Source organism: Streptomyces sp. NPDC087440 (genome assembly GCF_044744005.1).
Lineage (GTDB): Bacteria > Actinomycetota > Actinomycetes > Streptomycetales > Streptomycetaceae > Streptomyces.
On the sequence record NZ_JBIUXN010000007.1, the window covers coordinates 67,504 to 88,198 of the forward strand.

Annotated in this window: 14 protein-coding genes; 3 read left to right on the forward strand and 11 right to left on the reverse strand. The window is 72.4% G+C overall.

Annotation, left to right across the window (positions count from 1 at the left end; all coding sequences use genetic code 11):
- Positions 1 to 17: 17 nt before the first annotated feature.
- Both ACIO3O_RS16600 and xylB read right to left on the reverse strand, forming a co-directional pair.
- Positions 18 to 1,964 carry an acyl-CoA dehydrogenase family protein gene (locus tag ACIO3O_RS16600; protein WP_401746028.1) on the reverse strand — a complete coding sequence of 649 codons (1,947 nt, stop codon included), beginning with the start codon at positions 1,962 to 1,964 and terminating at the stop codon, positions 18 to 20.
- A gap of 804 nt (positions 1,965 to 2,768) precedes the next feature.
- Positions 2,769 to 4,250 (reverse strand): xylulokinase, encoded by a 1,482-nt coding sequence (xylB, locus tag ACIO3O_RS16605; protein WP_401746030.1) that lies wholly within the window; start codon positions 4,248 to 4,250, stop codon positions 2,769 to 2,771.
- Between the two features lie 261 nt (positions 4,251 to 4,511).
- On the opposite strand from xylB, the gene xylA reads away from it, so the two are divergent.
- Positions 4,512 to 5,681, forward strand: a complete 1,170-nt coding sequence (gene xylA / locus ACIO3O_RS16610) for a xylose isomerase (protein WP_401746033.1) — start codon at positions 4,512 to 4,514, stop codon at positions 5,679 to 5,681.
- A gap of 66 nt (positions 5,682 to 5,747) precedes the next feature.
- On the opposite strand, the gene ACIO3O_RS16615 is transcribed toward xylA, so the two are convergent.
- The 4 genes from ACIO3O_RS16615 to ACIO3O_RS16630 all read right to left on the reverse strand — a co-directional run bounded on the left by ACIO3O_RS16615 (position 5,748) and on the right by ACIO3O_RS16630 (position 13,088).
- A complete protein-coding gene (locus tag ACIO3O_RS16615) occupies positions 5,748 to 7,022 on the reverse strand; it encodes an ROK family protein (protein WP_401746035.1) in 1,275 nt (424 codons plus the stop codon).
- Positions 7,023 to 7,066: 44 nt separating this feature from the next.
- Positions 7,067 to 8,512 carry an aldehyde dehydrogenase family protein gene (locus ACIO3O_RS16620; RefSeq protein ID WP_401746038.1) on the reverse strand — a complete coding sequence of 482 codons (1,446 nt, stop codon included), beginning with the start codon at positions 8,510 to 8,512 and terminating at the stop codon, positions 7,067 to 7,069.
- Between the two features lie 509 nt (positions 8,513 to 9,021).
- Complete coding sequence (locus ACIO3O_RS16625; RefSeq protein ID WP_401746040.1) at positions 9,022 to 10,611, reverse strand: PucR family transcriptional regulator; 1,590 nt, start codon at positions 10,609 to 10,611, stop codon at positions 9,022 to 9,024.
- A gap of 113 nt (positions 10,612 to 10,724) precedes the next feature.
- Positions 10,725 to 13,088 carry an ATP/GTP-binding protein gene (locus ACIO3O_RS16630; protein WP_401746043.1) on the reverse strand — a complete coding sequence of 788 codons (2,364 nt, stop codon included), beginning with the start codon at positions 13,086 to 13,088 and terminating at the stop codon, positions 10,725 to 10,727.
- A 250-nt stretch (positions 13,089 to 13,338) separates the two neighbouring features.
- On the opposite strand from ACIO3O_RS16630, the gene gabT reads away from it, so the two are divergent.
- Both gabT and ACIO3O_RS16640 read left to right on the forward strand, forming a co-directional pair.
- Positions 13,339 to 14,682 (forward strand): 4-aminobutyrate--2-oxoglutarate transaminase, encoded by a 1,344-nt coding sequence (gene gabT, locus ACIO3O_RS16635; RefSeq protein ID WP_401746045.1) that lies wholly within the window; start codon positions 13,339 to 13,341, stop codon positions 14,680 to 14,682.
- A gap of 453 nt (positions 14,683 to 15,135) precedes the next feature.
- Entirely contained in the window at positions 15,136 to 15,666 is a 531-nt protein-coding gene (locus ACIO3O_RS16640) for a phosphatase PAP2 family protein (RefSeq protein ID WP_401746048.1), read from the forward strand.
- A gap of 16 nt (positions 15,667 to 15,682) precedes the next feature.
- On the opposite strand, the gene ACIO3O_RS16645 is transcribed toward ACIO3O_RS16640, so the two are convergent.
- From ACIO3O_RS16645 to ACIO3O_RS16665, 5 genes are all read right to left on the reverse strand, one after another.
- Complete coding sequence (locus ACIO3O_RS16645; RefSeq protein ID WP_401746051.1) at positions 15,683 to 16,177, reverse strand: hypothetical protein; 495 nt, start codon at positions 16,175 to 16,177, stop codon at positions 15,683 to 15,685.
- A 178-nt stretch (positions 16,178 to 16,355) separates the two neighbouring features.
- Positions 16,356 to 17,774 carry an NAD(P)/FAD-dependent oxidoreductase gene (locus tag ACIO3O_RS16650; protein WP_401746054.1) on the reverse strand — a complete coding sequence of 473 codons (1,419 nt, stop codon included), beginning with the start codon at positions 17,772 to 17,774 and terminating at the stop codon, positions 16,356 to 16,358.
- Positions 17,775 to 17,807: 33 nt separating this feature from the next.
- Positions 17,808 to 18,614: an ABC transporter permease gene (locus ACIO3O_RS16655; protein ID WP_401746057.1), complete on the reverse strand. Its 807-nt coding sequence runs from the start codon at positions 18,612 to 18,614 to the stop codon at positions 17,808 to 17,810.
- The gene (locus ACIO3O_RS16660; protein WP_401746059.1) at positions 18,614 to 19,534 is read right to left on the reverse strand and encodes an ABC transporter permease; all 921 of its coding nucleotides are present in this window, start codon (positions 19,532 to 19,534) and stop codon (positions 18,614 to 18,616) included. Before ACIO3O_RS16660 ends, ACIO3O_RS16655 begins: the two co-directional genes overlap by 1 nt.
- Positions 19,531 to 20,682 (reverse strand): ABC transporter ATP-binding protein, encoded by a 1,152-nt coding sequence (locus ACIO3O_RS16665; RefSeq protein ID WP_401746062.1) that lies wholly within the window; start codon positions 20,680 to 20,682, stop codon positions 19,531 to 19,533. The genes ACIO3O_RS16660 and ACIO3O_RS16665 overlap by 4 nt, the downstream gene beginning before the upstream one ends.
- Positions 20,683 to 20,695: the final 13 nt, after the last annotated feature.

Below are 20,695 nucleotides of genomic sequence, written 5' to 3' on the forward strand. Positions count from 1 at the left end.
GGTGTCACCCGTTCCGGTTAGCGGACGGGGCGGTGGACGTTGTCCTCCTTCGCGGGGCCGGGGGTGGCGTCGGCGATCCAGGGGCCGTCGCCGCTGGGGTCGACGATGCCCTGTTCCAGCCAGGTGTAGGTGCCGGAGAGGACGCCTTCGACGACCTTGCGGTCGAGGTCGTCGGTGTTGGTCCAGAGGCGGCCCAGGAGTTCCTCGGTGCGGATGCGGGACTGGCGGCAGAAGATGTCGGCGAGCTGGTAGGCCTCGCGGCCGTAATCCTCGGTGGTGCGCAGGAGTTCGGCGCGCACGCAGGCGGCGCTCATGGCGAAGAGCTCCGCGCCGATGTCGACGATCCTCCCGAGGAAGCCCTGTTTGGTCTCCATGCGCCCCTGCCAGCGGGACATGGCGTAGAAGGTGGAGCGGGCCAGTTTGCGGGAGGTGCGCTCGACGTAGCGGAGGTGGCCGGAGAGGTCGGGATGCCCGTCCGGGTGGAACTCACCGAAACTGCGCGGGAGTTGACCCGGTCCCGCGACCAGTTTGGGCAGCCAGCGGGCGTAGAAGCCGGTGGCCTGCGCACCCGCCCTCGCCTTGTCGCCGAGCGTCTTGTCGGGGTCGATGAGATCCCCCGCCACCTTGAGGTGCGCGTCCACGGCCTCACGGGCGATCAGCAGATGCATGATCTCCGTCGAACCCTCGAAGATGCGGTTGATCCGCAGGTCGCGCAGGACCTGCTCGGCGGGAACGGCACGTTCGCCGCGCGCGGCGAGGGAGTCGGCGGTCTCGAAGCCGCGCCCGCCCCGGATCTGGACCAGCTCGTCGGCCATCAGCCAGGCCATCTCCGACCCGTACAACTTGGCGAGCGCCGCCTCGATCCGAATGTCGTTCCGGTCCTCGTCCGCCATCTGCGAGGACAGATCGAGCACGGCTTCGAGAGCGAACGTCGTGGCGGCGATGAACGAAATCTTCCCGCCGACGGCCTCGTGCCGCGCGACCGGCTTCCCCCACTGCTCGCGCACCGCCGACCATTCGCGGGCGATCTTCAGGCACCACTTGCCCGCGCCGACGCACATGGCGGGCAGCGAGAGCCGCCCGGTGTTGAGGGTGGTGAGGGCGATCTTCAGCCCGGCCCCCTCCGGCCCGATCCGGTTCGCGGCGGGCACCCGCACCTGATGGAACCGGGTGACCCCGTTCTCCAGCCCTCGCAGCCCCATGAAGGCGTTGCGGTGCTCGACGGTGACACCCGGCGAGTCCGCCTCGACCACGAAGGCGGTGATACCGCCCCTCCCGGTCTCCGTCTTCGGCACCCGCGCCATGACGACCAGAAGATCGGCGACGACGCCATTCGTCGTCCACAGCTTCACCCCGTCCAGGACGTACGTGTCCTCGCCGTCCGGCACGGCGGTGGTGGCGAGCCGGGCGGGGTCGGAGCCGACGTCGGGCTCGGTGAGGAGGAAGGCGGAGATGTCGGTACGGGCCAGGCGCGGCAGGAACGCGTCCTTCTGCTCCTGGGTGCCGAACAGCTTCAGCGGCTGCGGTACGCCGATGGACTGGTGGGCGGAGAGGAGGGCGCCGAGGGCGGGGTTGGCGGAGCCCACCAGGGCGAGCGCCTTGTTGTAGTACACCTGGGTCAGCCCCAGCCCGCCGTACTTCCGGTCGATCTTCATCCCCAGGGCGCCGAGCTCCTTGAGCCCGTTGATGGTCTCGTCGGGGATGCGGGCCTCGCGCTCGATGCGGGCGCTGTCGATCTCGCTCTCGCAGAAGGCGCGGAGCTTGGCGAGGAACGCCTCGCCCCGCTCGCTGTCCTCGGTCGGGGGCAGGGGGTGCGGGTGGATGAGGTCCAGGCGGAAGCGGCCGAGGAAGAGTTCCTTGGCGAAGCTGGGTTTGCGCCAGTCCTGCTCGCGGGCGGCCTCGGCGACCTGCCGGGCCTCGCGTTCGGTGACTTTGGGGGGCCGGTTTGCGTGTGGTGCGGACATGAGGCTCACCTCGCCGCGCGTTGGGGTCGGGGGCCGGGGGGTGCCGTACCGCCGTGGGATGCATGCCGCGTACGGCTACCGACCGGTGCTACCCACTCGTATCTACCTCATTGCGCTCATTGCTACCAGCCCTTGGGCGGGGGCGAACGCTTGCGCGGGGCGTTGGGGGTACGGGGCTGGTGCTCATTGTGCGGCTCCGGCGCGCGGGGTGCCCCGTCAGGGGCGCGGGGAACTGCGCGACCAGCCACGACGCACCTGCACGGAACCGTGCAATGGCCGCGCGGCGAGCGCTTTAGGTGGAGGGGCGGGTCTGGGGCCTCTCTGCCTGAGCAGCCCGGGGCTGCACGCGTCCGGTACGGGGCTGGGCCGGGGCCCTCTTGGACGCGCGTCCGGAGCAGGCGCTCGGCCAGGGGCCGGTGCCGGGGTGGCCCGGTGGCGAGAGGGCCGGGAGCGGGGTGGGCCGGTGTCGGGCGGGCCGCCCCCTTGCCCGCCCGTTCCGCCCCCTTGGGGCGGCCCCGTCGCCCAAGGGGACGGGGCGGGAAAGGGCGGAGCCCAAGGGGACGGGGCGGCAAGAGGCGGAGCCCAAGGGGGCGGGGCGGCAAGAGGCGGAGCCGAGGGGGCGGCGGCGGAGAGGCGCAGCCCGAAGGGGCAGAGCGGCACAGGGCGCAGCCCGAAGGGGGCAGCCCGAAGGAGGCAGGGGCGGCACAGGGCGGACCCGGAGGGACGGGACGGCAGGGCAGAGTCCGGAGGGGCGGAGCGGCACGGGGCGGAGTCCGGAGGGGCGGGGGCCGGGAGGAGGGGAGGTTAGGTGAGCCAGGTGGGGGAGGCTTGTTGGAGGATGTCCTCGATGCGGATCCAGGATTCCAGGTCCCGGTCGAGAGCGGGGAGTTCGAGCGCCGCGTCAGCGTTCCAGGAGGCGGCGGCCGCCACCGGGTCCACGCCCGAGGACGCCCCGAGGGCCAGCGCCGCCGCGCCCAGCGCGACCAGCTCCGTCGCCGCCGGGAGCAGGACGGGGCGCCCGGACAGGCGGCGGACCGTGTCGACCCAGGTGCGCCCCCGCGCCCCACCACCGATCAGCCGCAGCGGCCGGTCCACCGCGCCCGGCGCGTACGGGTCCGTACCGCAGGCGGTGAGCAGTTCGTCGAGGGCGCGCAGCACCGTGAAGGCCGCGCCCTCGTAGGCCGCGCCCAGGATTTGCTGCGGGGTGGTGGCGTGGCGCAGGCCCGCGAGGAGGCCGGAGGCGTGCGGGAGGTCCGGAGTGCGTTCGCCGTCGAGGTACGGCAGGAGGACGGCACGGCCTCCGGGGGTGGCGTCCTCGCGGTCCAGGCGCAGGAGTTGGGCGATCCGGTCCACGGCGAGCGTGCAGTTGAGGGTGCAGCCGAGCGGGAGGTACGTGCCGTCCGTCGCGGCGAAGCCGTTGATGCCGGGGCTGGTGGGGCGGGCCAAGGTGGCGGCGAAGACGGTGCCGGAGGTGCCGAGGGAGACGACCGGGTGGTCGAGGAGGCCCGCGCCGCCCAGGCCGAGGCCGACGGCGGCGGCCATGTTGTCACCCGTTCCGGCGGCCACCGGGATTCCGGCGGGCAGGCCCAGGTGGGCGGCCGCCGCGGCGGTGAGGCCGCCGACGCGGGTGCCGCCGGACACGGCCACCTCGGGAAGCAACTCACCCCGGATGCCGAGGAGTTCGATGATCTCGGGGTCGTAGGAGCCGGTGGCGGTGGAGTACCAGCCGGTGCCCGACGCGTCGCCGGGGTCGGTGGCGGCCACGCCCGCGAGGCGCTCGGTGAGGTAGTCGTGCGGCAGCCGCAGGGCGGCGGCCGCGTCGGCGGTGCGTGGGTCCGTCTCGCGCAGCCACTGCCAGGTGGTGGCGGTGATCGAGGCGACCGGAACCGACCCGGTGCGCTCCAGCCACCAGTCGGCGCCCCGCCGCTCGGTGAGGGCGGCGGCCTGCGGGGCCGAGCGGGTGTCGTTCCAGAGGGCGGCGTCCCGCAGCGGGCGTCCGGCCGCGTCGAGGACGACGAGGCCGTGCTGCTGGCCGGCGACGGCGATGCCGGTGACGGCGTCCGCCCGTACCCCCGCCTCGGCGAGCCCCGCGCCGACCGCGTCCGCGAGGGCCCGCCACCACTGCTCGGGGTCGCTCTCGCGGGCGCCGTCCGTGCCGGTGACGGTGTGCGGGGCGCGGCCGAGACCGAGGATGCGGCCGGTCCCGGGGTCGACGACCGCCGCCTTGGTGGACTGGGTGGAGCTGTCCACGCCGATGACGACGGGGGCGTGCGGGTGGCGGGTCATCGGACGGTTCGCTCTCTTCGACGGGGCGGCGGGTTTTTGATCGTACACAGAACAAATGCACGCGAGGAGGGTCTTGTTGCCCTGCCGCGCCGTGACCATCAGCCGCCGTCAGCCGCCCCATTCGGGACCTAAGTCCTCAGACGCAACGGAGTTCACCGGGGGTCTGGCCAGTCGGGAGACCCTCGTGCACTATTTGCCATGTCAGCAAACAAATACCGCTGGCGTGCAGTGCGACGACCCGCGAGGACAGAGGTTGTGACCATGACGGATCGCTACTCCCCCACCCCCGACGACCGGTTCACCTTCGGCCTGTGGACCGTCGGCTGGCAGGGCCGCGACCCCTTCGGGGACGCCACCCGCCCGGCCCTCGACCCGGTGGACTCGGTGCGCCGGCTCGCCGGTCTCGGGGCGTACGGCGTGACCTTCCACGACGACGACCTGATCCCCTTCGGGTCGACGGACGCCGAGCGCGACGCGATCGTGAAGCGCTTCCGGGCCGCCCTGGACGAGACCGGCATGAAGGTGCCGATGGCGACGACCAACCTCTTCACCCACCCCGTCTTCAAGGACGGCGCGTTCACGGCGAACGACCGCGACGTGCGGCGGTACGCGCTGCGCAAGACGATCCGCAACATCGACCTGGCGGTGGAGCTGGGCGCGACGACGTACGTGGCGTGGGGCGGCCGGGAGGGTGCGGAGTCCGGCGGGGCGAAGGACGTGCGCAGCGCGCTGGACCGGATGAAGGAGGCCTTCGACCTGCTCGGTGCGTACGTCGTCGAGCAGGGCTACGACCTGCGGTTCGCCATCGAGCCCAAGCCGAACGAGCCGCGTGGCGACATCCTGCTGCCGACGATCGGGCACGCACTGGCGTTCATCGAGCGGTTGGAGCGGCCGGAACTGGTCGGGGTGAACCCCGAGATGGGGCACGAGCAGATGGCGGGGCTCAACTTCCCGCACGGGATCGCGCAGGCGCTGTGGGCGGGGAAGCTCTTCCACATCGATCTCAACGGCCAGACCGGGATCAAGTACGACCAGGACTTCCGCTTCGGTGCGGGTGACCTGCGTCAGGCGTTCTGGCTGGTGGACCTGCTGGAGACGGCCGGGTACGAGGGGCCGCGGCACTTCGACTTCAAGCCGGTGCGCACGGACGGGTCCGACGGGGTGTGGGAGTCGGCGGCGGGGTGCATGCGCAACTACCTGATCCTGAAGGAGCGGGCGGCGGCGTTCCGGGCGGACCCGGCGGTGCGGCAGGCGTTGCGGGACTCGCGGGTGGACGAGTTGGCGCGGGAGACGGCGGGGGACGGGTTGGCGGGGTTGCTGGGCGACCGGTCCGCCTTCGAGGAGTTCGACGTGGCGGCCGCGGCGGAGCGGTCGATGGCGTTCGAGCGGCTGGATCAGTTGGCGATGGAGCACTTGCTCGCGGTGCGGTGAGGACCGTCGCCGGGGACGGGGGCGGGGACGGGGGCGGGCCGGCGTCCGGGGCCCGCCCCGTCGCCGCTACGGAGCGGGCGCGTACGCCACCGGATCGGCCAGCACTTCCCGTACGACCAGGGCGGCGGCCCCGCGCGCGGCGTCGCCCGCGAGGGACGAGGGCCGCAGCCGGCCGGAACCGGCGGCCCACAGGCCGGAGACGACCCGCGCCGCGAGTTCGTCCTCGACCACGGGGGCCAGCCAGGGGGCGAGCCCCCGGTAGATGCCGCCCAGCACGACGGCCTCGGGGTCCAGCATGTTGACGACGCCGGACAGGACGATACCCAGGCGCTCCCCCGCCGTGCGCAGGGCGGCCAGGGCGGCCGGGTCACCGGCGGCGGCCCGGCGTTCCAGCAGGGCGACACCGGGCACACCGGCGTTCTCGTCGATGCCCGCGTTGCGGAGCAGGGCGAGCTGACCGGCGTACTGCTCCAGGCAGCCCCGCGCACCGCATCGGCAGGGCGGCCCGTCGGCGCGCGCCACGACGTGCCCGATCTCCCCGGCGAACCCGTGGGCCCCGCGCAGCAGTCGGCCGTCCACGACGAGCGCGCCACCGACGCCGACCTCGCCGCTGAGGTAGAGGAAGGAGCGGGGGGCGCCGGGCCCTGCGCACCAAAGTTCGGCCAGCGCGGCGAGGTTGGCCTCGTTGTCGGCGCCGACGGGCAGGGCGCGGCGGCCGGGCAGCAGGGCGGCGAGGGCCTGGGCGAGGAGCCCTTCGACGGCGACGCGGCTCCAGCCGAGGTTGGGGGCCTGCCGGACGGTCCCGCCGGAGACGAGTCCGGGAAGCGCCAACTGCGCACCCACCAGCCGCAGTTGCTGCTCGGCGGCGGATTCCGTGGCGCGCACGGCGATGCGGGCGGCGCGGTGCAGGACGTCGGCGGGCGGGACGTCGCGGTTGTCGAGGTGCTCGGTGAGCCGGACACGGTCGGTGCCCGCGAGGTCGACGACGCACACGGTGACGTAATCGATGTTGATCTCGATGCCGAGCCCGGCGACACCGGTGCGGGCCACCTTGAGGACGGTGCCGGGCCGTCCGGCCTGTCCGCTGAAGGTCTTCCCGGACTCGGCGAGGAAGCCGCCCTCCAGCAGCTGTTCCACCAGCGAGGACACGGCCGCCCGGGTGAGGCCGACGCGGGCGGCGACCTGGGCCCGGGTGATCTCGCCCTCGTCGTGCACGGCGCGCAGCACGAGGCTGAGGTTGTGCCGCCGGACGGTGTCCTTGTCGGCCTTGGGGCCGAGGGCGCGGGGTGGAGCCGGGGGCTCCGGAAATGCCGGAGGGGAGGCCGGTGAGCTGCTCGTCATGGTGCTGACGAGCCTACTGGCCTCCCCTTTCGGGTGCGGCTGGACTACAGGTCGATGCCCGTGAGGACCATGACCCGCTCGTACGTGTAGTCGTCCATGGCGTAGCGGACGCCCTCGCGGCCGACGCCGGACTGCTTGACGCCGCCGTACGGCATCTGGTCGGCGCGGTAGGAGGGGACGTCGCCGACGATCACGCCGCCGACCTCCAGGGCTCGGTGGCCGCGGAAGGCCGCCTGGATGTCGTGGGTGAACAGGCCCGCCTGGAGGCCGTACTTGGAGGAGTTGACCGCCGCGAAGGCCTCCTCCTCGCCGTTGACCTTCTGCACGGACAGGACCGGGCCGAAGACCTCCTCGCAGGAGAGGGTGGTGTCGGCGGGGAGGGCGGCGAGGACGGTGGGCGCGTAGCTGGCGCCGTCGCGCTTGCCGCCGGTCAGCAGCTCGGCACCGGCCTTGACGGCCTCGTCGACCCAGGACTCGACGCGCTTGGCGGCGTCCTCGCTGACCAGCGGGCCGACGTCGGTGGTGGCGTCGGAGGGGTCACCGGTGACCTGGGCCTCGACGGCGGCGACGATCTTCGGGACGAGCCGGTCGTAGACCGAGGCGTCGGCGATGACGCGCTGCACGGAGATGCAGGACTGGCCGCCCTGGTAGTTGGAGAAGGTCGCGATGCGGGTCGCGGCCCAGTCGAGGTCCTTCTCGTCGGAGAAGTCGCCGAGGACGACGGCCGCGCCGTTGCCGCCGAGCTCCAGGGTGCAGTGCTTGCGCGGGACGGAGTCGAGGATCGCGTATCCGACCTTCTCGGAGCCCGTGAAGGACACGACGGGGAGGCGCTCGTCCTGGACCAGGGCGGGCATCTTGTCGTTCGCGACCGGCAGCACCGACCAGGAGCCCTCGGGCAGGTCCGTCTCGGCGAGCAGCTCGCCGAGGATCAGACCGGAGAGCGGGGTGGCCGGGGCGGGCTTGAGGATGATCGGGGCGCCGACGGCGATGGCCGGGGCGACCTTGTGGGCGCACAGGTTCAGCGGGAAGTTGAACGGGGCGATGCCGAGGACGACGCCGCGGTTGAACCGGCGAGTCAGGGCGAGGCGGCCGACGCCACCGGCGTCGGTGTCGAGGCGCTGGGCCTCGCCGCCGTTGAAGCGGCGGGCCTCTTCGGCGGCGAACCGGAACACGGACACGGCGCGGCCGACTTCGCCGCGGGCCCACTTGATGGGCTTGCCGTTCTCGGCGGAGATCAGCTGGGCGATCTCCTCGGTGCGCTCGGCGAGGCGGTCGGCGACGTGGTTGAGGGCGGCGGCGCGTGTGTGGGCGGGGGTGGCGGAGAAGCTGTCGCGCACGGCGTACGCGGCGGCGACGGCTTCTTCGACCTGGGCGTCGGTCGGGATGCTCACGGTGCCGACGGTGCGGCCGTCCCAGGGGGAGGTGACGTCGAAGGTGTCGTCGCCGGTGGCCTGGCGGCCGGCGAGCCAGAAGGCGTGGGTGGAAGTCATAGCGGGGGTCCGGCCCTTCCGAAGTGGGGTGGGGTGGGATTACGGGTCCACCGTAGGGGTGGGGGCGGGTGGCGTCGTTTGTCCGGGGTGGAGTGTTGGGGGGTGGGTGGGTGCCGGAATGGCGGGGGGGCGGGCCACGGGGGCGTGGGGCGGGCCTCTTGGGCGTGGGGCTGGGCTCGGTCGGGGCGGCACCCGGTGCCGGGGCGGGATTTCTCCCCTACCCGCCCCTTCCCGTAACCCTGCGGGGCGGGGACCGGTTCCGTGCGGGTGCGTCGTGGCTGGTCGCGCCCACGCGGCGGAGCCGCACATCGACACAGCCCCGCGCCCCTGAATGCCTGCCCTTCGGGCGGCATATCAGGGGCGCACCAGCAGCTCAACCCGCGCGTCAGCAACTCAGCCCGCGCCAGGCACATCAGCCCGTCCGGCGATTGAGGACGCGCGGGCGCAGCCCGTGCAGGGGGCGAGGGGCGTAGCCCCGGCAGGGACAGCAGCCCACTCGCCCCAGACCCCTACGAGGCCGACGTCGCCTTCAGGGCGAGCCACAGCTCCATGCGGACGTCCGGGTCGTCCAGGGAGCGGCCGAGGATTTCTTCGACGCGTCGCATCCGGTACCGCAGCGTGTGCCGGTGCACACCGAGCTGGGCCGCCGCCGCGTCCCACTGCCCGTGCCGGGAGAGCCACGCCCGGAGAGAGGCGACCAGATCGCCGCGGCCCGTCGCGTCGTGGTCACGGAGAGCCCGCAGCATGCCGTCCGCGAAGGCCCGTACCGCGTCGTCCGCGAGGAGGGGGAGGACCGAGCCCGTGGCCAGCTCCTCGTGCTCGACGAGGGTGCGGCCCCGCCGCCGGGCCACCGACAGCGCCTGCTCGGCCTGCTTGAAGGCGGTGGCCGCCGCGATCGGCCCGGCGGGGGCGGACAGGCCCACCACCACGTCGTCGGCCTCCGCCGGTTCCATGGGGCGGGCCGCCTCCCCGCGCCGTACGGCCATGTGTGCCGCGCACGCCGCGACCGATTCGCCGCCGTCCGCCGCGAGGATCACCACCCGGCCCCCGTCGGGCACGACGAGGATGACCTCGCCCGCCCGCGCCGCCGCCGACTCCAGCGCGTCGACCAGGGCCTGGAGGGACTCCCCCGCATCCGTGCCCTCCGCCGCCGCCTCCGCGATCAGCAGCCGGAACGGGGCGTCGAGCAGCCCTCCGTACAGATCCCCGGCGACCGCCCGCGCATGGTCGGGTTCCCCCGCGAGCAGCATCCGCAGCACGGCAGCGCCGAGCCGGGTCTCGGCGGCCTGGAGCGCCCGGGTGCGCTCCGACGTCAGCGTCAGCAGGGCGATCGCCGAGTGCACGGCGTACCGCTCGGCCGTGCCGAGGGGTGCGCCCGTCCCGACGGCGAGCGTGCCGCGCGCCCGTCGCCCGGCCCCCAGCGTCTGGAGTTCGACCCGGTCCTCTCCGGGGCTGCCGTCGCCCGCCCCGGCCACCACCGCGCTGGCGGGCGCGGGCCGGTCGCGCAGTCGTTCGACGTCCGGGACGAGCCGGGCGGCCCGCTTGCTCGCCCACTCCGGGGCGACAGCCACCAGGGCTCCCGACGCGTCGTACACCGCGGCCCAGCCGGAGACGTGCGCCGCGAGCCGCGCCACCAGCTCGCCGGGCCCGGTCAGTGCGGCCCTGGTCAGCTCCCGCTGGGCCTCGAAACCGGCGGTGACCGCCCGGTACTGGTCGGCGGCGATGGCCGCCGAGACCGCCTTGGAGATGGCCAGGAAGGGAGTGCGCCGCGGCACCTCCAGGAGGGGCAGCCCCTCCTCCTTGGCCGCGACGAGCAGGGCCTGCGGAATGTCGTCGTACGACACCCCGACCGCGAAGCCGATCCCGACGACGCCCGCGCCGACGAGCCTGCGCACGTACCGCCGCATGGCCTCGGGGTCCTCGGCGTCCAGCTTCATGGCGGTGATCAGGAGCAGTTCGCCGCCCTCCATGTACGGGACGGGATCGGCGAGTTCGCTGACGTGCGCCCAGCGCACCGGCGTCTCCAGCCGGTCCTCCCCGGCGCGCACGACGAGTTTGAGCGCGGAGTGGTGGACGAGGGAGGCGAGCGTGGGCGGCATCGGAGGGCGGAACCTTCTCGGGGGGATTGTGCCGTCCCGTATGAACGGCACTGCCAATTCTGCCAGGGCGTACGTAAGGTGCGCGTCGCCCCGGGAACGACCCCCGGAGAGGCTCAGTCCCGCAGGTCCACCAACAGCGGCGGGGCATGCTCCCCGCGCACCGTCGTGAGCGACAGCACCGCGTGCCCTGCGGGTACCCCGTGGGCCAGCTCCGATGCGGACCAGCGCTCGCGTTCCACCTTCTTGACGGTGACCGCCCGGGTCACCACGGCCTTCCCGGTGACCAGTTTGCGCAGCGCGTGCACGGCCCGGGTGAAGGGCTGGTTGGCGAAGACGGTGTGCTGGGCGACCTCGGTGGTCTCCACCCACTCCGTGCCCCACGCCTCGGTGAAGCGCCGCCCGTCCCAGGTGGTGACCCCGGAGAACGCCATGTGGCAGCCGACCGCGCCCAGCAGGGGGATGTGCAGCGCCTCGGGCACGTCGTCGACGGTACGGAGGTTCAGCACGACCCCCGCGTTCGCCGACCGCAGCCGTCCGATGCCCCGCACGGTGTCGGCGGTGAGGGTGGCCGTGGCGTCGTCCAGCACCAGGCAGGCGAACAGTGAGCGGTCGGCCCGCGCGGTGACCGCCGTCAGGAACTGGGCCAGGACCAGCCGTGCCAGCAGCCGCGAGGCCTCCGCGTACCCCTGCTCGGGCAGCTCGATCCGGACCCGCATCGGATGCTGCTGGAGCGCCCGCAGCGAGAAGGGCCGGGCCGCCGGGTCGGTGGCGAAGAAGTCCGCGAAGGCGGGCCGGTCCAGCAGCGCCAGCCGGTCGGCGAGCGCCGGGCACGGGTCGGCGGCGGTGCCCATCTGACGTACCCGCGAGGACAGGTCGCGCAGCATCGTGCTCGCGCCCGCCGCGTCGAGGTCGGCCGCGAGCCGCTGGAGCGCGGCGGGGTCGGCCCGCAGCAGCTCGTACAGCTCGGACACGGCGGGGAAGCGGCCCCGCACCGCGTGGTACGGCCCGATCAGCTGGGCCAGCGCGGTGGCCGCCCGCCCGGTGTCGACGGCGTCGAGGTCGCCGACCAGGGCCTCGGCGAGGACGGCGGAGGCGGCTTCGGCGTCGGTGGTGCCGCCGTAGAGGTCGAGGTCGTGCACGGAGGCGGGGTCGCCGACGCGGACCACGACGTCGTACGCCTCGTCCTCGGCCAGCGGGGTCCCGGCGGCGCAGACCACCAGGACGGCGCACGTCCCGGCGAGCGCCTGGAGGGCGAGGGACTCGCCCACGGGGGCGGTGAGCCTGCGCGTCTTGCCCGCGCCGGGCGGCCCGACGGCCAGCAGCGAGGTGCCGAGCACGGCGGGCTCCAGGGCGACGCCGACGCCCCGGTTGCGGTACGGGTTGGGCTCGGAGTCGGCGTACCGGCCGATCCGCACCTGCCCGGCGAGCAGGTCGTGGCGGGCGGTGCGGCGGGGCAGGTCGCGGTCGCCGGAGGGGTGGGTGAAGGCGGCGGCTCCGTCGCGCAGGACGGTGGCGGCGAAGCGCTCGCGGCGGGCCGGGTCGTCGCCGGTCGCCTCCCAGGCGGCCCGGACCCGTACGACGTCGAGGTCGGTCATCCGCCCCTGCCGCACCTCGGCGGTGAGCCGGTCGGCGGCCTCGCCGAACCCGGCGGCACGCAGCTCGGGCCAGCGGGCGGGGGTGGCGGCGGGGTGAGCGGGGTGGGCGGGGGCGGCGGACGGTTTCGTACGGCGCAGCAGGCCGAGCCAGCCGCCCATGCGGGCGAAGGGCCAGAGCAGGGCGAGGGTGATCACCGCGTAGAGGACGTACGAGACGGTCATGGCCCCCGTGACGGAGCCCGAGGCGTCCGGCTGGAACCACTGCTCGGGCAGCAGCAGGAACACCGGGTCGACGACGAGCAGGGTGCGCGACCAGGTGAGGGTCTGGACGATCGCGGCGAGCCCGAGCGCGGTCAGTGCCCGGCCGGGCTGCGGGCGGCTGCTGACGAAGCGGCGGAAGACCTCCGGCCAGTTGCCGAGCCTCCCGAACCAGTACACCATCGCGGCGCAGACGAGGCCGTTGTAGATGACCACCGCTTCGGCGGCCTCGGCGGTCTTCGCCCCGCCGTACATCCCGAAGTTCCACCAGTCCTCGGGGGTGAACAGCTTCAGCGGGACCAGTTGGTACGGGATGTACCCGTTGCGCCACAGCGACCACAGCAGCAACCCCGACAGCAGCGAGATCACCGCACCGACGAGCAGCGCCCGGTCGCCGACCGCCTCCTCGTCGGGCCCGTCGGGCCGGGGCACGTGCCCGTACCGCCAGATCCCCGGCCCGGCCTCGGGGCGCGGGGCGCTCAGCCAGTCCTCGGTGCGGGACAGCGGCGGCGCGGCGGGCGGCACCGGCGGCAGGTCGGGGGGCGGCGGCCCGGCCGGGCGCGGCACCGCCGCGCCCGCACGGGTGGCGGCGCGCGAGTCGTCCTGCCTGTCACCGGTGTTCATGTGCTGCCCCTCGTCCCCACGAACCAGCTGTACGAGCCTTCGTACCGCCCCACAATCTAGTGGCCCGGTCCCCCGCATCCGGGCTCCCGAACCCCCCGGGCCGCTATGTCCGTACCGGACAACACGCACCCCGTACTTCTCCGAGACGGAACATGCCCACGGAACCCGGCCGCCCCTAGCCTGCGAAGTAGCTGATGAAACCCGGCTGATCCGTGCGTTTCACCCCACCCCCCTTCCCGAGGAGCCCCTCATGAGCGCAGTCCCGCAGGAGCGCCGCGTCGTCACCGCGATTCCCGGCCCGAAGTCGCAGGAGCTTCAGGCCCGCCGCACGGCCACGGTCGCCGGTGGGGTGGGCTCCGTGCTTCCCGTCTTCACCACGCGCGCCGGTGGCGGCATCGTCGAGGACGTCGACGGCAACCGGCTGATCGACTTCGGCTCCGGCATCGCCGTGACCTCGGTCGGCGCGTCCGCCGAGGCCGTGGTGCGCCGCGCGTCCGCGCAGCTCCAGGACTTCACCCACACCTGTTTCATGGTCACGCCGTACGAGGGCTACGTCGAGGTCTGTGAGCAGCTCGCCGAGCTGACGCCGGGCGACCACGCGAAGAAGTCCGCGCTGTTCAACTCGGGCGCCGAGGCCGTCGAGAACGCGGTGAAGATCGCCCGTGCGTACACCAAGCGCACGGCCGTCGTCGTCTTCGACCACGGCTACCACGGCCGCACCAACCTCACCATGGGCATGACGGCCAAGAACATGCCGTACAAGCACGGCTTCGGTCCGTTCGCACCGGAGATCTACCGCGTGCCGGTCGCCTACGGCTACCGCTGGCCGACGGGCGCCGAGAACGCCGGCGCCGAGGCCTCCGCCCAGGCCATCGACATGATCAACAAGCAGATCGGTGCGGAGAACGTCGCCGCGATCATCATCGAGCCGGTCCTCGGCGAGGGCGGCTTCATCGAGCCCGCGAAGGGCTTCCTGCCGGCGATCTCGAAGTTCGCGACCGACAACGGCATCGTCTTCGTCGCCGACGAGATCCAGTCCGGCTTCTGCCGCACCGGCCAGTGGTTCGCCTGCGAGGACGAGGGTGTCGTCCCGGACCTCATCACCACCGCCAAGGGCATCGCGGGCGGTCTGCCGCTGGCCGCCGTGACGGGCCGCGCCGAGATCATGGACGCCCCGCACTCGGGCGGCCTCGGCGGCACCTACGGCGGCAACCCGGTGGCCTGCGCCGCCGCGCTCGGCGCCATCGAGACGATGAAGGAGCTGGACCTCAACGGGAAGGCGAAGCGCATCGAGGAGGTCATGAAGGGCCGCCTCGCCGCCATGGCCGAGAAGCACGACGTGATCGGCGACATCCGCGGCCGCGGCGCCATGATCGCCATCGAGCTGGTCGAGTCCGGCACCAGGGACGGCGCGAAGACCCCGAACGCCGCCGCTGCCGCCGCCCTCGCCAAGGCCTGCCACCAGGAGGGCCTGCTGGTCCTGACCTGCGGCACCTACGGCAACGTGCTGCGCTTCCTGCCGCCGCTGGTGATCGGCGAGGACCTCCTCAACGAGGGCCTGGACATCATCGAGACGGCCTTCGCGGGCATCTGAGCCGACCCGGGTCGGCATCCGGTCCGGTCCCGGTTCGACATCCGGTCCGATCCCGGTTCGGCGCCTGACCCGATCCTGGGTCAGACTGCCCCTGTGAAGAACGTGTGGGGGGCCAATGGCGGGATCGGGGTCCCGCTGTCGGTCTCCCCTCTCCTGCCGTACGGTTCCTGGCAGATGAGAGAAACACCCCGCCCGCAGGGGACTGCGGGCGAGTCCGGGGCAGGGCTTCCCCAGCACCTCCCTGGTCGTGCCTACGCGCACACCACCCCCGGGGCCTCTGGCTCCGGATCTCCTCACCGATCGGACGGCGGTACGCCCCACACCCCCCGGGGCGTCCGTCCCTCCGGTCCGACCGACTGCCCCGGAGCTACCCCCCCTGCTCCGGGGCAGTCGGCATTCCTGCTCACGCTGCTCGCGGCCGCGCTGCTGTTCGCGCTGGTCACCTGGCAGGTCGTGACCCACGGGCCGCTGTGGCGGGCGGACGTGCGGCTGGACCGCGCACTGGCCGGGGCGGGGCCGCGCCGGATCACCGAGTTCCTCGCCGACCTCGGCACCACCCGGGTCGCGCTGCCGGTGCTGGCGGCGGCCGTGACGTACGCGCTGTGGCGGCGGCTGCGTGCCGCGCCGCTCGCCGCCGTGCTGGCGATGGGGGCGGTGCCGCTCGTCGTCGTACCGCTGAAGGCGTGGATCGACCGGCCCGCGCCCCTGGACGCCGCCCTGTCGGGGTACTTCCCGTCCGGGCACACGGCGACGGCGGCCGTGGCGTACGGCGGGGCCGCGCTGCTGCTGCGGGCGGGCGGGCACACCCGATGGCCGGTGCCCGTCGCGGGGGTGCTGACGGGAATCACCGGCATCGGTCTGGTGCTGCGGGGCTATCACTGGCCGCTGGACGTGGTGGGCAGCGTGTGCCTCGGCGTGCTGCTGCTGGGGCCGCTGTGGTGGATCGGCCGGCGTTCCCGCCGAAGTCCTGTGCGGCCCCGCTGAAGTCCTGTGTCGTGGGTCAGTCGTCGTCCTCGCCGATGTGGTCGTCGAGGGGTGCGCGCTGGGCCCGCACCATACGGCTCGCCGCCTCGTGCATGGACAGTTCCAGCAGCGCCGGGTCCGTCAGGGTGCCCCGGCCGTCCGGGGCCACCAGCCAGCGGACACCGCCCGCGGTGGCCCGGCCGGGGTACGGGACGACGATCCAGGTGCCGCGCCCCGCGCCCCGTACCCCCGTGCCCAGCCAGCGGGCGGCCGTGCCCGCGGGGACGAAGAACCCCATGCGGGAGTCCCCGAAGTCGGCGAGCACGGGACCCGGGCGGTCCACCAGACGGGTCAGGACGTCGAGGGTGGGATAGCCCAGTTCGCCCGGCAGGATCAGTACGTCCCAACGCCTCCCGGCGGGCAGCAGGGCGACCCCGTGGGGGTTGCGCTCCCATTCCCACCGGCAGGCGTCGGGGTCCGGGGCCACCGAGACCAGCCATTCCACTGCGGTCTTCGCTTCCGAGCCAACCATCGCGGGCGGGCCTCCTTCTTCCTTCGCTGTGCACGGATCGGTGCGTACACAGGTGAGAAGGAGGTGGGGCCGAGCTATTACGCGGGTTTCGCTACTTGTTGGTAGTGAGGTGGGTCACCCCGGGTAACAGTTGTGCGCCCCCGGGGAGACCGGGGGCGCACACGCCGTACTGCGGGCGTCAGCTGTCGAAGCCCAGGCCCACCTTGTCCATGGCCTTCAGCCACAGGTTGCGCTTGCCGCCGTTGTCGTCGGAGCGCGCCATCGAGCGCTTGGTGATCTCGATGCCGGCCCAGGCGATCGGCTCGGGCGGGAAGGGCAGCGGCTTGCTGCGGACCATCTCCAGTTCGGTGCGCTCAGTCTTCCTGCCGTCGAGGAGGTCGAGCATGACCTCCGCGCCGAAGCGGGTCGCGCCGACGCCGAGGCCGGTGTACCCGGCCGCGTAGGCGACCTTGCCCGCGTGCGCGGTGCCGAAGAACGCGGAGAAGCGGGTGCAGGTGTCGATCGCGCCGCCCCACGCGTGCGTGAAGCGCAGGCCCGCCAGCTGCGGGAAGCAGGTGAAGAAGTGCTCGGCGAGCTTGAGGAAGGTCTCCGGGCGGGAGTCCAGCTCGCCGCTGAGCTTGCCGCCGAAGTGGTAGACGGCGTCGTAGCCGCCCCACAGGATGCGGTTGTCCTCGGAGATGCGGAAGTAGTGGAACTGGTTGGCGCTGTCGCCCAGGCCCGCCCGGTTCTTCCAGCCGATCGAGGCGAGCTGCTCCTCGGTGAGGGGCTCGGTCATCAGCGCGTAGTCGTAGACCGGGACCGTGAAGTGCCGCAGCCGCTTGACCAGCGACGGGAAGACGTTGGTGCCCAGCGCCACCCGGCGGGCGAAGATCCGGCCGTACGAGGTGCGCACGGCGGTGCCGTTGGCGTCCGAGGCGAGCTGGGTGGCCTTGGTGTTCTCGTAGATGCGCACGCCCAGGTCCAGGCAGGCCTGCTTGAGGCCCCAGGCCAGCTTGGCCGGGTTGAGCATGGCCACGCCGCGCTTGTCCCAGAGGCCGCCGAGGAAGGTCGGCGAGTCGACTTCGGCGCGGATCGCGTCGGCGTCGAGGAGTTCCATGTGCTCGGCGAGACCGAGGGCCACGGCCTCCTCGTACATCTCGTGGAGCTCTTCGAGCTGGTGCGGTTCGGTGGCGACGTCGATCTCGCCGGTGCGCTCGAAGGCGCAGTCGATGCCGTACTTGGCGACGGCCTCCTCGATGGCGTCGAGGTTCTTCTCGCCGAGCTCTTCGAGCTTGTTGATCTCCTCGGGCCAGCGGGCGATGCCGTTGCCGAGCCCGTGGGTGAGGGACGCGGCGCAGAATCCGCCGTTGCGTCCGGAGGCGGCCCAGCCCACCTCGTTCGCCTCGATGAGGACGACGTCGCGCTGCGGGTCGCGCTCCTTGGCGATCAGTGCGGTCCACAGTCCGCTGTAGCCGCCGCCGACGACCAACAGGTCGCAGCGCTCGTCCCCGGTGAGGGACGGCTCGGCGGCGGGGCGGGCCGGGTCGTCCAGCCAGAACGACAGCGGCTTCGCGCCGGACAGGGATTGTGCGGCAGTACGCATGGCGACCGGGGCCATGGTTTCCAACTCCTTCAAGCTCCTGAAGAGGAACTACTTGGGTGATGCGCTGTTCTTGCGACGGCTCGCGATGAGCTGGCCGCCGAGGACCACCAGCACAGCGATGACGAACATGGCTGTACCAATGACGTTAATTTGTACGGGCGTGCCGCGCTGCGCCGACCCCCACACGAACATCGGGAAGGTGACCGTCGAGCCCGCGTTGAAGTTCGTGATGATGAAGTCGTCGAACGACAGCGAGAAGGCCAGCAGCGCACCCGCCGCGATGCCGGGGGCGGCGATCGGCAGGGTGACCCGTACGAAGGTCTGGACGGGGCCCGCGTAGAGGTCGCGGGCGGCTTCCTCCAGCCTCGGGTCCATCGACATGACGCGTGCCTTGACGGCGGTCACGACGAAGCTGAGGCAGAACATGATGTGCGCGATGAGCACGGTCCAGAAGCCGAGCGGCGCGCCCATGTTGAGGAAGAGGGTCAGCAGCGAGGCCGCCATGACGACCTCGGGCATGGCCATCGGCAGGAAGATCAGCGAGTTGATCGCGCCGCGCGCCCGGAACCGGTAGCGGACCAGCGCGAAGGCGATCATCGTGCCGAGCACGGTCGCACCCAGCGTCGCCCAGGCGGCGAGCTGGAGCGAGAGCCCCAGCGATCCGCACAGGTCGGCGACGCCGCACGGGTCCTTCCAGGCGTCCAGGGAGAACTGCTGCCACGCGTAGTTGAAGCGCCCGTTCGGCTTGTTGAACGAGAACACCATCACGACGACGTTCGGCAGGATCATGTACGCGAGCGTCAGCAGACCCGCGATGACGACGAGATTCCGCCGCAGCCATTTCACGACGCTCATCAGACGAGGTCCTCCGTCCCGGACTTGCGCATGTAGACGGTGACCATGATCAACACGATCGCCATGAGGATGAAGGACAGCGCGGCGGCCGTCGGATAGTCGAGGACCCGCAGGAACTGCGACTGGATGACCGAGCCGACCATCTTGGTGTCGGTCGAGCCCAGCAGTTCGGCGTTGACGTAGTCGCCCGCCGCCGGGATGAAGGTCAGCAGCGTCCCGGAGACGACACCCGGCATGGACAGCGGGAACGTCACCTTCCGGAAGGTCGTCGCCGGGGTCGCGTACAGGTCGCCGGCCGCCTCGTGCAGCCTGCCGTCGATGCGCTCCAGCGAGGTGTAGAGCGGCAGGATCATGAAGGGCAGGAAGTTGTACGTCAGACCGCAGACGACCGCGAGGGGCGTGGCCAGCAGGCGGCTTCCCTCGGTCCAGCCCAGCCAGCTCGTCACGTCCAGGACGTGCAGGGCGTCCAGCACGCCGACGACGGGGCCGCCGTCCGCGAGGATCGTCTTCCAGGCGAGCGTGCGGATCAGGAAGCTGGTGAAGAACGGTGCGATGACCAGCACCAGGACCAGGTTGCGCCAGCGCCCCGCCTTGAAGGCGATGAGGTAGGCCAGCGGGTAGCCGAGCAGCAGGCACAGGATGGTCGCGGTGCCCGCGTAGAGCAGCGAGCGGATGAACTGCGGCCAGTATTCGGCGAGCGCCGCCCAGTACGTCTGGAAGTGCCAGGTGACCTTGAACCCGGCCTCCAGGGAGCCCTCCTGGACGGAGGTGGAGCCCTGGTAGACCAGCGGCAGCGCGAAGAAGACCAGCAGCCACAGGATGCCGGGGAGCAGCAGCCAGTACGGAACGAGCCGCTTGCGCGCGGAGACTTTGTGGACCGGGGGGTCTGTCGTGACGGGAGAGGCTTCGGTGACGGTCACGAGGCGTCCTCCACCGACTGCACGCCCGCGTCGATGGCCTGGTCCCCGTCGAGGCCGAAGGTGTGCTCGGGGTTCCAGTGCAGGACGACCTCGGCGCCGGGGGCGAGGCGGGAGTCGCGCTCGACGTTCTGGACGTAGACGTCGAAGTCGGCGCAGGCGGGGCTGTCCACGATGAACTGGGTGGAGACGCCGATGAAGCTGGAGGCGGTGATGCGGCCGGTGATGCGGTTGCGCCCGTCGGGAATCGAGGCGGCGTCGTCGGCGTGGGTGATCGACACCTTCTCGGGGCGCACGCCCACCAGCAGTTTGTCGCCGGTGGAGGTCTGGGCCTGACATCGCGCGCCGGGGATCTTGATCTTGGTGTCGCCGCAGGTCACGGTGATGATGTCGGCGCTCGCGGAGGCGACCTGGGCCTCGATGAGGTTGGAGGTGCCCAGGAAGTTGGCGACGAAGGTGGTCTGCGGGTTCTCGTACAGGTCGGCGGGTGCGCCGAGCTGCTCGACCCGGCCGCCGTTCATGACCGCGACCTGGTCGGCCATCGTCATGGCCTCCTCCTGGTCGTGGGTGACGTGCACGAAGGTGATGCCGACCTCCGTCTGGATGCGCTTGAGCTCCAGCTGCATCTGACGGCGCAGCTTGAGGTCCAGGGCACCCAGCGGCTCGTCGAGGAGCAGCACCTGCGGGTGGTTGATGAGGGCACGGGCGACGGCGACGCGCTGCTGCTGGCCGCCGGAGAGCTGGTGCGGCTTGCGCTTCGCGAACTGGCCCAGCTGGACCAGCTCCAGCATGTCGTCGACCTGCTTCTTCACGGACTTGATGCCGCGCCGCCGCAGCCCGAAGGCGACGTTCTCGCTGATGTCGAGGTGCGGGAAGAGCGCGTAGCTCTGGAAGACGGTGTTCACCGGGCGCTTGTACGGCGGCAGGTGGGTGACGTCGGTGTCGCCGAGCGAGACGGTGCCGGTGGAGGGGTCCTCCAGGCCGGCGATCATCCGCAGCGTCGTCGTCTTGCCGCAGCCGGACGCGCCGAGCAGGGCGAAGAAGGAGCCCTGTGGGACGGTCAGGTCGAGCGGGTGCACGGCGGTGAAGGAGCCGTAGGTCTTGCTGATCCCGGCGAGGCGGACGTCGCCGCCTTCGGTCTTCTGAGTCATGGGTTGCGGTCCC

What these genes read in the sequence shown, in the direction of transcription:
- ACIO3O_RS16645 (WP_401746051.1), bottom strand. Translation starts at nt 16,177, where the DNA reads ATGGTTGGCTCGGAAGCGAAGACCGCAGTGGAATGGCTGGTCTCGGTG.
- ACIO3O_RS16630 (WP_401746043.1), bottom strand. Translation starts at nt 13,088, where the DNA reads ATGAACACCGGTGACAGGCAGGACGACTCGCGCGCCGCCACCCGTGCG.
- ACIO3O_RS16650 (WP_401746054.1), bottom strand. Translation starts at nt 17,774, where the DNA reads ATGGCCCCGGTCGCCATGCGTACTGCCGCACAATCCCTGTCCGGCGCG.
- gabT (WP_401746045.1), top strand. Translation starts at nt 13,339, where the DNA reads ATGAGCGCAGTCCCGCAGGAGCGCCGCGTCGTCACCGCGATTCCCGGC.
- ACIO3O_RS16620 (WP_401746038.1), bottom strand. Translation starts at nt 8,512, where the DNA reads ATGACTTCCACCCACGCCTTCTGGCTCGCCGGCCGCCAGGCCACCGGC.
- ACIO3O_RS16615 (WP_401746035.1), bottom strand. Translation starts at nt 7,022, where the DNA reads ATGACGAGCAGCTCACCGGCCTCCCCTCCGGCATTTCCGGAGCCCCCG.
- xylA (WP_401746033.1), top strand. Translation starts at nt 4,512, where the DNA reads ATGACGGATCGCTACTCCCCCACCCCCGACGACCGGTTCACCTTCGGC.
- xylB (WP_401746030.1), bottom strand. Translation starts at nt 4,250, where the DNA reads ATGACCCGCCACCCGCACGCCCCCGTCGTCATCGGCGTGGACAGCTCC.
- ACIO3O_RS16600 (WP_401746028.1), bottom strand. Translation starts at nt 1,964, where the DNA reads ATGTCCGCACCACACGCAAACCGGCCCCCCAAAGTCACCGAACGCGAG.
- ACIO3O_RS16655 (WP_401746057.1), bottom strand. Translation starts at nt 18,614, where the DNA reads ATGAGCGTCGTGAAATGGCTGCGGCGGAATCTCGTCGTCATCGCGGGT.
- ACIO3O_RS16625 (WP_401746040.1), bottom strand. Translation starts at nt 10,611, where the DNA reads ATGCCGCCCACGCTCGCCTCCCTCGTCCACCACTCCGCGCTCAAACTC.
- ACIO3O_RS16665 (WP_401746062.1), bottom strand. Translation starts at nt 20,682, where the DNA reads ATGACTCAGAAGACCGAAGGCGGCGACGTCCGCCTCGCCGGGATCAGC.